Source organism: Lawsonibacter sp. (assembly GCF_022777125.1).
Taxonomy (GTDB): domain Bacteria; phylum Bacillota; class Clostridia; order Oscillospirales; family Oscillospiraceae; genus Lawsonibacter_A; species Lawsonibacter_A hominis.
On record NZ_JALFGV010000098.1, the window covers coordinates 1 to 14,804 of the forward strand.

The window sequence follows — 14,804 nt, forward strand, 5'->3', positions numbered from 1 at the left end:
GCTGGAACCTGGACGATATGGTGGAAAAGGGCGGCTTTGAAAGCAGAGAAGCACTGGTTGCAACCGCCATTGAAAACAAGCTCATGGTAACCACCTTAAAAGACAAATAAGAGAGACTGAACCCCTTGACCGTACAGCCAAGGGGTTTTTCGCGCCCGAAAGGCAAAAATTTTTTGAAAAAAATCGAAATTTTTCTTCTGTTACTGGCACAAGTGCCAGTGACAAGCGCCAAAAAATCCGTACAATAGATACTGTAAGATCAGGGTTGTGCTTTTAGAAGGTGGTGATGAATGATGAAAAAGATCGTTCTGGACATTCAGAGCGATATCCATGCGCACACCATGGAACGAATGCTGATGCAAAAATTGGACGATTGCCAGGTTGTGATTTCCGAGTCGCCGGACGCAACCGCCGAGTGGTGCAAAACGCATCGACCGGATGTGCTTTTAATGGAGGTCAAGGCGTATTCGCCTTGGATGTTCAAAGAACGAATGGCAATCCGTGACAAGGTAAAACGGAACACGGAAAACTGCCGGGTCATTCTCTTTGTGGATGACGATACAGACGGAGAGTTGACCGAAAAGGTACGGCAGGCAAAGCGCGAGGGTCTGATAGACGCTTTTCTCTTCGGTTCGGTATCCGAAAACTATTTTGCTTCGGTAATCGACAGCGTTTAATCAGACAACGACAAAACGCATAAAAATCTTCAAAATGATTTTGAGGGAGAAAATTAAGTATGACAAAAACGAACACACGAATCCGCATCGTCAGCGTCCTGCTGGTGCTTGTGCTGCTGACCTCACTGATGTCGGGCGCTGCGGTTCCCGTCCATGCCTTTTGGGATGACTACGACGACGGCTTCGATTGTCCTAACTGCGACCACTACCATTTTGGCAGCGAATATATGTGTGACTGCCTTTTCTGCACCATTGACTGCAACTACGAGTGCTGGGTTGAAACCCATTGCAACGACTGCGGTGTGTGCTTTGGAGACACGCCCTACTGGTGCGAGGAGTGCTACAAGTGCGCGGAGTGCATGGAGGATACGCACTGCTCCACCTGCGCCAAGTGCTACATCGGCGAGGATGACCAGCTGTGCGGCGAATGTCATAAGGGCCCCTGCTGCTCCATAACCATCTGCGACTCCTGCGGCTTCTGCGATGACTGCGCAAACGATGACAGCGACCCGATGCACTGCTCGCTGTGCAACAGCTGCTTCGGTTCGGTGGACGAGTGCGTGGACGACGAGGATACCGGCGTCATCCACTGCGTCGATTGCCACACGGCCTGCGAGCAGTGCGAGGAATGCCTGCTGAACCGGGAGTCCTGCGAGGACTGCGGCCTGTGCCTGGAGTGCTGCAGGGATAACTCCGATGCCGGCGGCTGCCCGGACGGCGAGACCTGCGTGGAAAGCGCCGAGTGGGACGAGCACATCTGCCCGGGCTGCGACGGCTGGGTCACGGATAAGGAGGACGAGGACGAGTTCTGCGACACCTGCGAGCTGTGCAGGGCGTGCTGCGAGGGTAACTCCGACTGCTCCGAGGGGATGTGCGCAATGGACACGGACTATGCGGATCAGTTCTGCGAGGACTGCGGCCTGTGCTTCCACGACAGCGATCCCTGCGAGGACGGCTGCGATAACCGCTGCACGGACTGCTGCCTAGATGCCGTGCGCGCTATGGGCTGCGATCATGACGACTGGTGCTTCAGCGACTCTGATTTTGAGGATCATCTGAAAGCAGAGCACGGCGGCGCCGGGCATACGCACATAGCCTCCGCCACCTGGGAGGCTGACGGAACGCAGCACTGGCACCCCTGCCGCTATTGCGACGGCGAAAAGCTGAATCCTGCCGGCCATGAGTCCGACGCCAAGGGCGTGTGCAAGGTCTGCGGCTACATCAGCGGCAGCTCCATCGTCATCACCCGCCAGCCCAAGGGCGTCAAGTGCAAGACCACTATCTACGTCGATTATAATGAAGAGCCGGAAAACGGCCTGTTGTACGAGAACTGGGTCACCTTCTCCGTCACGGCAAAGAGCCTGAAGGGCGACGAGCTGACCTATCAGTGGTATCTGAAGAATAATGCGACGGGTAAGTACTACGAGATGGAGGAGACATCGTATTATGTGGGCGTGAAAACCCCCACGCTGAAGCTGTCGGTTTCCGCCGAGGCCTGCCAGGATGACTACTCCTACTTCTGCATCATCGGCAGAAAGGGCGATGCTTCGGACACCCTGAAAACGGCGGAGGCAAAGCTGACTGCCACCCATGCCTACAGCTATAAGCAGGCGGGTGTGCCTGTGCTCACCGACGACGGCGAGAGGACCCCGGAATACAAGGTCACTTGGGTCGATAAGAATGGGGTTACCCATAACGGTGTCGTGGGCGGCGTTCGCAAAAGCGACGGCCACAAGCTCGCGTGCCTGTTCGAAGCAGGCTATTACGAAGCGCATTATATGACCACCGGCTCCAAGGAGCGCATCTTCCCGCATACCTTTGAGCTTGAAAAAAGCTATGACGCGGTGGGCGGCGGCAGGGTTGACATGCTCGTCTGGACCGTCTGCGACTATTTCATTTTTGTGAAGAGCCATGTCCATGATTACGGTTGGAACTGGGATTGCACCGGCTTCGGCAGTATCTATGAGTATACCTTCAACATCGGCGGCTCGACCAAGACGGTGGAGCAGCTCATCCTTGAGTCCGGCTATGCCCACCCCGAAAAGTGCAAAATACCCGGCTGCGAGGAGTTCATCATGGTTCCCCATAGCTGGGGCCGCTGGAATGTGGTCAAAAACCCCGATACCGAGGGCGGCAAAGGCGGCATGGAGGCCGAATGCAGCGTCTGCGAGTACACAAAGACGAAAATCGACAAGGATGATGACGGAGGAGCCGATCATTGGACAAAGGACACCGCCCTTGTGACGGTGAAAAACGGCCGGGCAACCCGTATGATCGTCAAGCCCGGTGACAAGATCAAGCTTTATCCCGAGGAGAAAACCGGTCAGAAAGCCATCGGCTGGAAGGTGGAGTATCTCCGCGAATACAACGTGTCTGACAGCACGGCACCGGTTCATAAAAATTGGGATGCCAGCGAGGCGAAGACCCTGTTCCAGCTGGTGACCAACGGCTCTGCCCTCGAGTGGGGCTGCACGATTCCGGAGTTCAGCACCATGGGCGCGCCCGGCGGCGGCAGATTCTTCTTCGAGCCGGTCTACTCCGAATGTACACACAGCGGAGGCACCACGGTGCTGAATGCGAAGGCGCAGGTCTGCGACCGCAAGGGCTACACCGGCGACACCGCCTGCGCGGACTGCGGCCATGTCATAAGTGCAGGTTCGGATATCTACCCGCCTGCAAACGCCGGCCATACCGGCACGCTGCAGCCGCTGTACTACTACGGCACGACCAACTCGGCCACCACAGACGCGAGCCAGGGCGGCAAACGCTATAACGCCAGCACGGGCGACTGCAGGCACCGCGCCTATGAGGGCGACTACCGCTGCACGGCCTGCGGCGGCACCGTAAAGGGCGAGACTGGCGAGTTCAGGCACAGCGGTCCCTTTGAACTGCGGGATGTAAGAGCGGCGACCTGCACCGAGAAGGGCTATTCCGGTAACCAATATTGCACAGCGTGCAATAAGATCGCACAGAAGGGCGCCTCTACCCCGTCCCTCCACGAAATCGCCGGTAACTACCAGCTGATCAATGAGGTTGAGCCCGGATGCACCACCACAGGCTATAGCGGCGACTGCCAGTGCACGGGCGACTGCGGACAGATTTTCCGCTACGGCCATGTCATCAACAAGCTCAGCCATGACTGGGACGGCGGCAGCCCCGCAACGCAGGGTAAGAGCAACGGCATTCTCTACACCTGCCGGCGCGTCGGCTGCGGCGAGACGAAGTTCGAAAATAACTCCGCTGCGACCGGGTACACTGTCACGGTCATCAATGACGGAAACGGCACCGGTGAAGCAGATCCTTCCACCGCTGCGGCCGGTACGGAGATCACCCTGACTGCCACGCCAAACACCGGCTACCACTTCAAGGAGTGGCAGGTCGAATCTCCGGCAGGGCTTGTAATCATCAACAACAAGTTCACCATGCCGGACAGCGGTGTGGAGGTCAAGGCTATCTTCGAGGAGGACGTGCCTGCGCCTACCGACCCTGCAAAGCCCGGCATCAGCGTCACAGGAACCTACACCTACAATGGCTCTGTGCATACCGCGACCGTGAGCGGCTATGATCCCGCCACTATGAATATCACCGGCAACACCGCCACGGACGCGGGCGACTACACCGTTAGCGTCACCTCCAATACAGGCAAATAGGCGGACGGCAGCACCGACACCGTAACCGCGGCGTGGAGTATCGGCAAAGCCACGCAGGAAGCGCCTAACGGCTTAGCCGGTGTCGCGCCTACCACTGAGGGCGGCAGCGACGGCAAGATCACCGGTGTGACCGACAAGATGGAATACCGCGCGGCAGGTGACAGCAGCTATACGGCGTGCAGCGGCACGGAGATTGAGAACCTGTCGGCTGGCAATTACTTCGTCCGCTATGCGGAGGATAACAACCACTTTGCCAGCCCCGATGCGGCGGTTACTGTGGGTGATGGAGAGCCGCTTGAGGATTGTACAATAACCTTCAACGCAGGCGGCGGCAGCGGCAGCATGGGACCCGTGACCGTCAAGGCAGGGACAAATTACATCCTGCCCGCCTGCGGCTTCACCGCTCCCGCCGACCAGCAGTTCAAGGCCTGGGGGATCGGCGACACGGAGTACACGGTAGGAGATTCCTACACCGTGCTCGAGGATACCGAGATCAAAGCGCTGTGGGAAAACAGCGTTATTACCCCCACTACCTACACCGTCACCGTGAAAACGGACGGCAACGGCACGGCCTCCGCCAACCCCTCCACTGCTGAGGCTCTCACGGAGATCACCCTGACTGCCACGCCAAACACTGGCTACCACTTCAAGGAGTGGGAGGTCATATCTCCGACAGGACTTGTAATCACCAACAACAAGTTCACCATGCCGGACAGCGATGTGGATGTCAAGGCAATCTTCGAGAAGAACAGCTCCACCGGCGGCGGTGGCGGCGGTGGTGTCACCACCTATCCCATCACCGTGAAGAGCGCCAAGAACGGCGATGTGACCGCGAGCCACAAGTCCGCTGCCAAGGGCACCACTGTCACCCTGACAGTCGAACCCGACAAGGGCTATCTGCTCGATACCCTCACCGTTCTGGACGGCAACGACAAGGAACTCAAGCTCACCGACAAGGGCGACGGCAAGTTTACCTTTACGATGCCCGACAGCAAGGTCACCGTGGAGGCCACGTTCAAGCCGTTGACCACCACCGGCAAGAACCCCTTCACCGATGTGCCCGCCGGCTCCTACTATGAGGACGCCGTGATCTGGGCTGTGGACGAGGGCATCACCGGCGGCACCAGCGCCACCACCTTCTCTCCCAACGGCATCTGTACCCGCGCCCAGGCGGTCACCTTCCTGTGGAGGGCTGCCGGATCTCCCGCCACCAAGAGCATGAACAGCTTTGCCGATGTCCCCGCGGATGCCTACTATGCCAAAGCGGTGGCCTGGGCCGTTGAGAACGGCATCACCAGCGGCACGGGCGGCGGTAAGTTCAGCCCCAACGCTACCTGTACCCGCGCTCAGATCGTCACCTTCCTGTACCGTGCGGCGGGCAGCCCTGCGGTCAGCGGAGGAAGTGTATTCAGTGATGTAAAGGCCGGCGCTTACTATGCCGACGCGGTCACATGGGCGGCGAACAAGGGCATCACCGGCGGGATCGGCAATGGCCTGTTCGGTTCGGATAACAACTGCACCCGCGCCCAGATTGTCACTTTCCTCTATCGGTATATGGAATAATAACAGGATATTCTTACCAAGCGGAGCGGTAAATGCCGCTCCGCTTTTTTGCGTTTTGTCCGAAATACTACCCGCTGCGGGTAGGGCGCAAAACAGCGGCACCCGGTAAAATGAAACCATAGTAGAGCGCAACGGAACAAAAACAGAAAGAAAAGAGGTGTCGTCATGCAAGTAACTGCAAACAGGAAAATGATGATGTCAAGGTGTGCAGTGAGATGAAACGAGTATGGAAGTCTATGCTGGTCTTGCTGTTGGCGCTCTGCCTGACGGCCTGCGGCGGCACCCCCGGCGGCGGAGAAGAAGGGCCGCCCGAGTCTCCTGATGACACAGCGACCTCCGCCCCTCCGTCCGACCATAACTCCGACAGTTCATTGGGCGGTACCTATTGGACGGCTGTACAGCACGAGTCCTACAACGATCTCTTTGACCGCACAGAGGTGAGCCAGATGCCCACGGAGCGGTGGTGGGCCGATCTCTTTCTCAACGAGGACGGAACGGCGCAATTCCGTGAGGTCCTGGGCGACAGCTTTAACAGCTATCTGGGCAGCGGGACCTGGTGGCTCGGCGCGGATCACACCCTGCGGCTGACAAGTTCGGACGGCGATGAAGATGGTGAGATGAATGGCCGCATTGAAGATGGCCGCATCATTTTGGAATCCTTCTATGGGGATCGATTCTATTTTGAAAAAGCGGAGCGGCCGGGCCCGGGCGGCGAACTGTGCATCGCAAACCTGCATGGGACATGGCACATGACCACAGGCGAGGTGGAGGGCTGGAGCTATAACGCCCGGGAAGAAGGCCTGGCCTCCACGCTGGTTTTTGAAAGCAGGTGGAGCGACGCCATCGAGGGATATGTGCTGAGCGCGGATTATTATTTCGCGAACTTTCTGGATACGGATGAGCCGGAATACCGGCAGGAAGTCGAGCTTCGGACGGAGCTGCTGGAGGAACCGCTGTTCCACGGCCTCTCCAACGAGCTTTGGAGCGTCCGGCTCTTTCACGATGATACCGGCGCGGAGTTCTTTCTCACGCTGACCGATCCGGATACGCTGTATCTCCAGGAGCATTACGAGACGGACGGCGCTCCGGCGGTCCGCACGGCGGTCTACCAGCGGGTAAACGCATTCCTGCCGGAAACGCTGCAGACGGCTTTGTATGAGGAGCCTTCTGACTGCCTGACCTTCTACTGGCCCAACCCACCGGACGATGTATCCGCATGGCTGGAGGTACTGCCGGTCACAAAGCTGGAGCCGGATGGACTGGACAGGCTGCTGGTGGTGGGGCGCTGGTATGAAACACAGATCCGGTTCTGTACGGGCGAGCCCCTGTGGGATGACAGCGGACGGCTTCTGGATTGGGTCACGGACGAGATCCTGTACGACGAAACGCTCAACATTGATGAACCTCGGTGGTTTTCCCTGACGATCCCGGAAGGCGTACCGAACCTGTGCCTGCACATCAAGCGCTCCTGGGAGGATTTTTGGTACCTCTGGCCCATCACCGACACAAACGGGTATCTGGTGGATGGGTGGACATTCCTGACACCATAACAAAATAAAACAAGAGAGGAGATCGCATTATGGGACTGATCAAAGCTGCATTGGGAGCCGCCGGCGGCGTGATGGCCGACCAGTGGAAGGAATTCTTCTACTGCGAAGCGATTCCCGCGGATGTACTGGCCGTCAAAGGAAAAAAGAAGGTCACGGGCCGCTCCAGCAACACCAAGGGTGATGACAACATCATCACCAACGGCTCTGTCATCGCGGTGGCAGACGGCCAGTGTATGCTCATCGTGGAGCAGGGCAAGGTGGTGGATATGTGCGCCGAGCCGGGCGAGTACACCTACGATATGTCCACCGAGCCCAGCCTTTTCTCCGGCGATCTGGGCGAATCCATCAAGGGCGTGTTCCAGAACATCGGCAAGCGCTTCACCTTCGGCGGCGAGGCCCCCAAGGACCAGCGCATCTACTATTTCAATACCAAGGAGCTCACCGGCAACAAGTACGGAACCCCAAGCCCCGTCCCCTTCCGGGTGGTGGACCAGCGGGCGGGTATCGACATCGATATCGCCATCCGCTGCTTCGGCGAGTACAGTATCCGCCTGAAAAACCCCATGCTGTTCTATACCAATGTCTGCGGTAACGTCAGCGAGGACTTTAAGACCGAGCAGATCGCTGGGCAGATGAAGACGGAGCTGCTCACCGCCCTGCAGCCCGCATTCGCAAAGATCTCGGAAATGGGTATCCGTTACTCCGCCCTTCCCGGCCACACCCTGGAGCTGGCCGATGCCCTCAACGAGCAGCTTTCCTCCCGGTGGCGGGACCTGCGGGGCATGGAGATCGTTTCCTTTGGCGTCTCCAGCGTCAAGGCCAACGAGGAAGATGAGCAGATGATCAAGGAGCTGCAGCGCAACGCGGCCTTTATGGACCCCACCCGGGCGGCGGCCCATCTGGTGGGCGCACAGGCCAGCGCCATGCAGTCCGCGGCCAGCAACCCCAATGCCGGTCCCGCTATGGCTTTTATGGGCATGGGGATGGCTGGACAGATGGGCGGCATGAACGCCCAGAACCTCTATCAGATGGGCGCGCAGCAGCAGGCTCAGCCCGCACACGCACCTGTACCCACGCCCCCGCCTGCCGCCCCTGGCTGGACCTGCGCCTGCGGACAAAGCGGCATCACCGGCAGCTTCTGCCCTAACTGCGGCAGCAAAAAGCCGGAGCCCAAGCCGGCAGCAGAGAGCTGGCAGTGTACCTGCGGTGCAGCTGTCACCGGAAAATTCTGCCCAGAGTGCGGCAAGCCCCGGCCCGCAGCGGACGGCTGGACCTGTTCCTGCGGCGCGGTGAACAAAGGGAAATTCTGCGCGGAGTGCGGGGCGAAAAAGCCCGCTGGCGTACCCCAGTACAAATGCGACAAATGTGGCTGGGAGCCAGATGATCCCGCCCATCCGCCCAAGTTCTGCCCGGAGTGCGGCGATCCCTTTGACGATGGCGATGTGCAGGGATGACCCGTGGAAGAAAAACCGCCGTATTTTCTGTTGTAGGTCTGTTCCTGCTTCTGGCGGCTGCGGGATATTGTTTCAGAGGTCATCAGGGAGGTGATTCATCCATACAGAAGAAATCTGCCGTGCCGCCCGGTACCTTGACCGGCGTCACATACAGCCACACCAGCGGCATGGTTGCCAGAGCGGATTTTGCCATCACGCTTTCGCCGGAGGCCATTCTGGAAACAAGCTATTATCCGGCCCTTGCTCCGGATACGGCGGAGGACGAGGACTGGTATCATCCGTCCACCAAAGAGAATGTCCCCATCACCGCGGCTCAGTGGTCGGATGTGGAGCAGATCATTCTGGAGCTCTACCCGCTGATGGAGCCCATCCCGGAAAACCGGCGTGAGGTGAAGCTGCCACCGGGGATCGAAGTCATGGATGGCGGGGACTCCACCAGCCTGATCCTGACCTGGAGCACAGAAGACGGAACACGGAGCATCCGTTATGATCCGCCAAACGACCGCCGTATCCATACGCTGATCGCTCTGCTGGAGGAGCTGGCCGACCCCATTGGACGGGAGATCCCCCGCTATGCCACGCCGGAGCTGAGCGGCTTCTATATGGGTCAGTCTGGGGCTCTCTTCTCCAAGGACTATTCCTTCCAATTCGACCGGGGTCCGTCTGTTGTGTACGGAGAGGACGCCCCATATATCCTCCGGGCCAGATTTACCCCGTCCGGTCGGAAGCAGGAGATCTGGAGTGACTGGGCCGTGTCAGATGAGGAGTGGGATGCCTTCACCGCGTTTGCGGAGGAGATCCGTCTGGAAGAACAGCCGGACGGCAGCTCGGAAAAGCCGGCCTGCACCCTCTATTACTCTGACGGCAAACAGCAGCAGAAGAAATTGGATCAGGAAACAGCGAAGCAGCTCCGGGCGTATTTTACAGAGCTGGCCCTGTGCCTGCTGGATGAACAGCCATAGTACGCAAATCGATCCATAAAAACAGAACATAGGAGGTACTACAAATGAAAGGTCAGAAGATTTTGAAAGTCACATCCATTCTCATGATCATCGGCGGCATCATCGCCGCCATCGCCGGCGTCATCGCCATTCTCGGCGTCAGCGCCCTGGCAGCCCTGTCGGGGAGCGCGGAGGGTACCGGCCTGCTCTATGCCAGCTCCATTCTTGTGACTGTGGCCTCTGTGATCCAGTTTATCGCGGGCATTAAGGGCATCGGGGCCTGCAGCGCACCCCAGAAGGCCGCTTCCTGCGTCAAATGGGGCATTATCATTGCGATCTTAGCGATCATCTCCATCATCATCGGTTTTGTAGGCGGAGGCCAGTTCAGCATCACCAGTCTGGTGCTCAACCTTCTGCTGCCGGGATTGTATGTCTACGGCGCCATGCAGATGAAGGGCACCGCGTAAGCGGCTTCAGAAAGGGGTGCAGATGATGGGGCTCTTTGGAAAACTATTTGATAAAAAGGAATGCTCGGTCTGCGGCGGCGAGATCGGGCTGCTGGGCAACCGCAAGCTGGAGGACGGCAATCTGTGCAAGGAATGTGCCGCCAAGCTCTCCCCCTGGTTCAGCGACCGCCGCCAGAGCACGGTGGCGGAGATCCAGGAGCAGCTGGCCTACCGGGAGACCAATCAAGCCAAGGTATCCTCTTTTCGCACCACCCGTACTCTGGGTGAGCGTACCAAGGTGCTGCTGGACGAGGATGCGGGTCTGTTTATGGTCACCTCCGCCAGAAATTGGGAGGAGGCCAATCCGGATGTGCTGTCCTTCTCCGATGTGACCGGCTGCAAGCTGGACATCGACGAGCGCAGGACGGAGATCGAATACAGGGATAAGGATGGAGAGCGGCAGAGCTTCAATCCCAAACGGTATGCCTATTCCTACGATTTCTACATCGTGATCAACGTCAACAATCCCTATTTCAGCGAGATCCGCTTCCAACTCAACAGCAGCTCAGTGGATAACGATGAGGAAACACTGCTGGATGGGCCCAACGCCATGCGCAGACCCCGCGGGGGTCTCCGGGCTAAAGCCGGCGGAATGGGCGGCGGCTCCCTGACCTCCAACGCGGAGGAGGTGCGCTCCAGCGTGGAATACCGGCAATATGAGGAAATGGGCTGTGAGATCCGGGATGCGCTGCTGCAGGTCCGGCAGCAGGCGCGGGAGGAAGCGGCCGCGGCAGCAGCACCCAAGGCGGCGGTGACCTGTCCGTACTGCGGGGCGACCACCACACCGGATGCCAGCGGCTGCTGCGAGTTTTGCGGCGGCGCAATCAACGGATAAGAATATCTTGGAGCAATAGAAAACAACGAAAATGAAAGGAGCTTCACCATGAAGAAGTATGAAATTTTAGGAGAAAATCTGCCGGTCGTCGTATGTGAATTGTCCCCAGGCGAATCCATGATCACGGAGAGCGGCAGCATGAGCTGGATGAGCCCAAATATGAAAATGGAAACCACCACCGGAGGCGGTATGAAGAAGATGCTGGGGCGGCTGGTGTCCGGTGATTCCGCATTCCAGAACAAGTTCACCGCAGAGGGTGGGGACGGGTTCATCGCCTTCGCTTCCAGCTTTCCCGGGGCCATCAAGGCTCTGAACATCAGTGCCGGCCGGTCCATGATTGTGCAGAAAAGCGCGTTTCTTGCCTCTGAGGAGGGTGTGGAACTATCCATGCACTTCCAGAAAAAACTGGGCTCCGGCATCTTTGGCGGCGAGGGCTTCATCATGCAGAAACTGAGCGGAAACGGGATCGCCTTTATTGAGATCGACGGTCACGCGGCAGAGTATGACCTGAGCGCCGGACAGGAGCTTCTGGTCAGCACAGGGTACCTGGCGGCTATGGAGGAGAGCTGCACCATGGATGTGGTTGCGGTCAAGGGCGCAAAGAACATGCTCCTGGGCGGAGAGGGTATTTTCAATACCGTTGTCCGGGGACCCGGCAAGGTGATCCTGCAGACCATGCCCATCAGCAAGGTAGCCGAGCTGCTGACGCCGTTTTTCAGCAACAAAAAATAAGAAAGGACAGAGAGGAGAATGGCCATGAAAACCAAGTTCAAGCTGTCGTGCCTGTTCCTTGCGGCGCTGATGCTGTTCAGCCTCACTGCCTGCGGCAAGGACAACCCGGAGCCCAGCTCGACATCGGAAGGAACCGAGCAGACAAAGCCTCCTGTGGAAGCGGGAAGCGGAACAACGATCCATACAAATCTGTGGGATCTTACTTACGATGAGGCGGACGGCTGGGTCTATGAGGAGGACGACCTTCATGACGATGAAACATCCTCCAAGATCATCCTGACGCTTCCCAAGGAAGGCGAGGATGGAAGCATCGTCGATGCGGAGATCCGCGTTTCTGTGGAAGATCCGTATACCTTCCGGGACTATCTCACCAGCTACGGCTTTGACGAGTACGAATATGCAGTCGATCAGGCCTATGATCTTACTCCCGTCGGCGGCATCGATTGCCTCAAAGCAGAAGGAAACTATTGGGGCTCCCCCTGCCTGCGGTATATGAACCGGGTGGAGGGCGCGGGAGCCACCGTATTTATGGAGATCATCGGCGAGTACGAGGATGAGCGTGTAGACAAGCTGCTCTCCGGCCTGACGATCCATCTGGAGGATACCGGAAACGAGGATGGCCCCTGGTACTGGGAGGGTGAGCCCTTTTCCGCCCAGCCCCGCAGCGTCATGGTGGGGACGCACACGCTCAGCAGCCAGTGGCTGCCTATTACAGACTGCATCATCACAAAGGAGACCTTCAATCACGCAGCTGCTGTCACAGGAGATCAGGCTTACCTTCTGGTGGACGGAGAATTGAAGCGCTTCGATTACGACGGCGCATCTCTGAACTTTGCGGAGGATATTGTGCTGGACGCGGAATATGAGGATATTTCCGCCGACACCACAGGGACCCTCTGGCTGGCGAATTTTATGGAGCCGCTGATCAGCTGGAAGGACGGCGCACAGACGGCGTCCTATGAGGGCCCGGATCACGTCACCATGCACCCATCCGGGACCTGGGGCGTCAGCTGGTTCTCCGGCCCGGAATGTGAAAAGATCACGCTCTCCGGCGGAGCCCTCAAGACGGAGCCCATGGTATTCCAGGAAGTGGACATCCTCAGTCACCTGCTGATCGACGACAGCCACATCTATGTCTGCGGGTCTGCCGTGGATGGCAGCGGTCACAAGGTGTTTGTCTATGACAGCAATGGCGCGCTGCAAATGACTTTGGCAGATTCCGACGGAAGCGGCCTGGGAAGCATTACCTTTATTACGCAGACCGCAAATGGCTATCTGGCCCTGGACGGAAATATGCGTGAGGTGGTGCTCTGGACCAAGGACGGCACCTATCTCGGCGAGGCGGATGACGGCGACCTGTTCGGCACGGACTATCCCTGGTTCTGCGGCGGCGCGAAGCTGGCTGACGGCAGCATCCTTGCCATTATGACCGAAGACAGAGCCGACGAGTCCGCAATGGAACTGGTGGCATTCAAACTCAGCGGCTTTTAAGGAGGATCTGACATGAAACGCACGAGGTTATTCTGCGTCCTGCTTGCGGCGGCGATGCTGCTCAGTCTGGCCGCCTGCGGCAAGGACGACCCGAAAGAGTCCAATTCGCTCCAGATCGGGGACTATGCGCTGCTCTACAAGGGGGCCAGCATCATGGAGGACTCAGATGGAAACGACGCGCTGGTCCTGACGCTGGATTTTACCAACAACAGCAAGGACAGCGGCTCCTATGTATGGTCCATCTCTGAAACAGCGATACAGAACGGCGCAGAATTGGCTATCGCCACCGTCTTTGCGAACAGCGACTCCTACGACACGGTGATCGACAGTCAATTTACGGATGTCGCGCCGGGTGAAACCCTTGAACTCCGCACCGCCTTTGTGCTGGCGGATACCACCAGCAAGGTCGAGGTGACCTTTGAGGAGGCGTTCGGCGACAAAACCGGTAAGATCACCGTCGATCCGTCCACACTCAGCCGGGAAGCGGCGGGAAGCGGTACGGGTCAGGATACCGGAACCGGAGATATACTGCTGGACTGGTGGAACGGCGACTGGTACGGCTGGTGGATCATGACCGGCTGCTCGGGCGACTACGAGGATCTGGAGGGCGCCTGGTGGGACATCTGCGGCGCCATTGACATCGGCGGGGACGGCACGGGCACTGTCACCCTCTGGGATGAGGACTACACGAAGTCGGAACCGATGGTCTCCGCGTCGGTCAGCCTCAGTGATGATGGGACCAGCATATATGGCACCATGACATCCGAGGGCGGCGCCTTCACGGATATTGCGCTGGAGCACGGGGACTGGATCGTTGACCCGGGACTGGTGGACTATGGGGACATGATCCACATTGACGGTGATTACGAAAACGGCGGAGATGCGTTCCACTATGATATCTACCTGCGCCCGTGGGGGACCTATTGGGTGGATGTGGACGAGGAGGATCTGCCCAATCTCTATGACAGCTGGTATCTGCCTCTGATCGATGCGGAGGAGCCTATGCCGGACAGCATCGGATGACACCAGAATGGGGATCGTTCCCGCCCCATTTGGGGCGGAGCGATCCCCGTTTGCGCAATGGTATGGAGCAGTGACGTTTGAAAGGAGCAGTTATGAAAAGGACATCAAAACGAGTGATCGCATTTTTTCTAATACTGGTTCTGGTGCTGTCTCTCTGTGCCTGCGCGCAAAAACAGCAAGCGGGAACAGACGAACCAAATCGAAGCGCCGATGGTGAGACGCTGTCTGGTATGCCCGATCAAAAACTGCCGGAAAAGCTGCGCCCGGGGGCCGGGGGATCGGATATGCAGCCGACACCGACCGGATTCTCCGCGGAAGCGGAACAATCTCTTGTTTGGCTGCGGGAGAGAATGGCTTTTCCGCAGACCATGTTCGGCGCGGC

General features: G+C 58.2%; 12 protein-coding genes. All 12 read left to right on the plus strand.

Going from position 1 to position 14,804, the window contains the following annotated elements:
• Nucleotides 1–293: 293 nt before the first annotated feature.
• Nucleotides 294–677, plus strand: a complete 384-nt coding sequence (locus MR825_RS08435) for a hypothetical protein (RefSeq protein ID WP_287880149.1) — start codon at nt 294–296, stop codon at nt 675–677.
• 59 nt (nt 678–736) lie between these two features.
• Nucleotides 737–4,327 (plus strand): InlB B-repeat-containing protein, encoded by a 3,591-nt coding sequence (locus MR825_RS08440; RefSeq protein WP_287880150.1) that lies wholly within the window; start codon nt 737–739, stop codon nt 4,325–4,327.
• A gap of 126 nt (nt 4,328–4,453) precedes the next feature.
• The gene (locus MR825_RS08445) at nt 4,454–5,890 is read left to right on the plus strand and encodes an S-layer homology domain-containing protein (RefSeq protein WP_287880153.1); all 1,437 of its coding nucleotides are present in this window, start codon (nt 4,454–4,456) and stop codon (nt 5,888–5,890) included.
• Nucleotides 5,891–6,105: 215 nt separating this feature from the next.
• Nucleotides 6,106–7,440, plus strand: a complete 1,335-nt coding sequence (locus MR825_RS08450) for a hypothetical protein (protein WP_287880156.1) — start codon at nt 6,106–6,108, stop codon at nt 7,438–7,440.
• Between the two features lie 29 nt (nt 7,441–7,469).
• Nucleotides 7,470–8,894 carry an SPFH domain-containing protein gene (locus MR825_RS08455; protein ID WP_116721476.1) on the plus strand — a complete coding sequence of 475 codons (1,425 nt, stop codon included), beginning with the start codon at nt 7,470–7,472 and terminating at the stop codon, nt 8,892–8,894.
• Between the two features lie 119 nt (nt 8,895–9,013).
• A complete protein-coding gene (locus MR825_RS08460) occupies nt 9,014–9,856 on the plus strand; it encodes a hypothetical protein (protein ID WP_116721477.1) in 843 nt (280 codons plus the stop codon).
• A gap of 44 nt (nt 9,857–9,900) precedes the next feature.
• The gene (locus MR825_RS08465) at nt 9,901–10,302 is read left to right on the plus strand and encodes a hypothetical protein (RefSeq protein WP_087347549.1); all 402 of its coding nucleotides are present in this window, start codon (nt 9,901–9,903) and stop codon (nt 10,300–10,302) included.
• A gap of 25 nt (nt 10,303–10,327) precedes the next feature.
• The gene (locus MR825_RS08470) at nt 10,328–11,176 is read left to right on the plus strand and encodes a DUF4428 domain-containing protein (protein ID WP_287880163.1); all 849 of its coding nucleotides are present in this window, start codon (nt 10,328–10,330) and stop codon (nt 11,174–11,176) included.
• 48 nt (nt 11,177–11,224) lie between these two features.
• Nucleotides 11,225–11,908, plus strand: a complete 684-nt coding sequence (locus tag MR825_RS08475; protein ID WP_116721478.1) for a TIGR00266 family protein — start codon at nt 11,225–11,227, stop codon at nt 11,906–11,908.
• Nucleotides 11,909–11,932: 24 nt separating this feature from the next.
• On the plus strand, nt 11,933–13,399 hold the full coding sequence (locus MR825_RS08480; protein ID WP_287880165.1) for a hypothetical protein: 1,467 nt from the start codon (nt 11,933–11,935) through the stop codon (nt 13,397–13,399).
• A gap of 12 nt (nt 13,400–13,411) precedes the next feature.
• Nucleotides 13,412–14,422 (plus strand): DUF5067 domain-containing protein, encoded by a 1,011-nt coding sequence (locus tag MR825_RS08485; RefSeq protein WP_116721480.1) that lies wholly within the window; start codon nt 13,412–13,414, stop codon nt 14,420–14,422.
• Between the two features lie 92 nt (nt 14,423–14,514).
• On the plus strand, nt 14,515–14,804 hold a 290-nt coding region (locus MR825_RS08490; protein WP_287880168.1), incomplete at its 3' end, for a hypothetical protein.

Excerpts from the sequence above, each read along its gene's own strand:
- MR825_RS08435 (WP_287880149.1), top strand. The coding sequence starts at position 294 with ATGAAAAAGATCGTTCTGGACATTCAGAGCGATATCCATGCGCACACC.
- MR825_RS08440 (WP_287880150.1), top strand. The coding sequence starts at position 737 with ATGACAAAAACGAACACACGAATCCGCATCGTCAGCGTCCTGCTGGTG.
- MR825_RS08450 (WP_287880156.1), top strand. The coding sequence starts at position 6,106 with ATGAAACGAGTATGGAAGTCTATGCTGGTCTTGCTGTTGGCGCTCTGC.
- MR825_RS08455 (WP_116721476.1), top strand. The coding sequence starts at position 7,470 with ATGGGACTGATCAAAGCTGCATTGGGAGCCGCCGGCGGCGTGATGGCC.
- MR825_RS08465 (WP_087347549.1), top strand. The coding sequence starts at position 9,901 with ATGAAAGGTCAGAAGATTTTGAAAGTCACATCCATTCTCATGATCATC.
- MR825_RS08470 (WP_287880163.1), top strand. The coding sequence starts at position 10,328 with ATGGGGCTCTTTGGAAAACTATTTGATAAAAAGGAATGCTCGGTCTGC.
- MR825_RS08475 (WP_116721478.1), top strand. The coding sequence starts at position 11,225 with ATGAAGAAGTATGAAATTTTAGGAGAAAATCTGCCGGTCGTCGTATGT.
- MR825_RS08480 (WP_287880165.1), top strand. The coding sequence starts at position 11,933 with ATGAAAACCAAGTTCAAGCTGTCGTGCCTGTTCCTTGCGGCGCTGATG.
- MR825_RS08485 (WP_116721480.1), top strand. The coding sequence starts at position 13,412 with ATGAAACGCACGAGGTTATTCTGCGTCCTGCTTGCGGCGGCGATGCTG.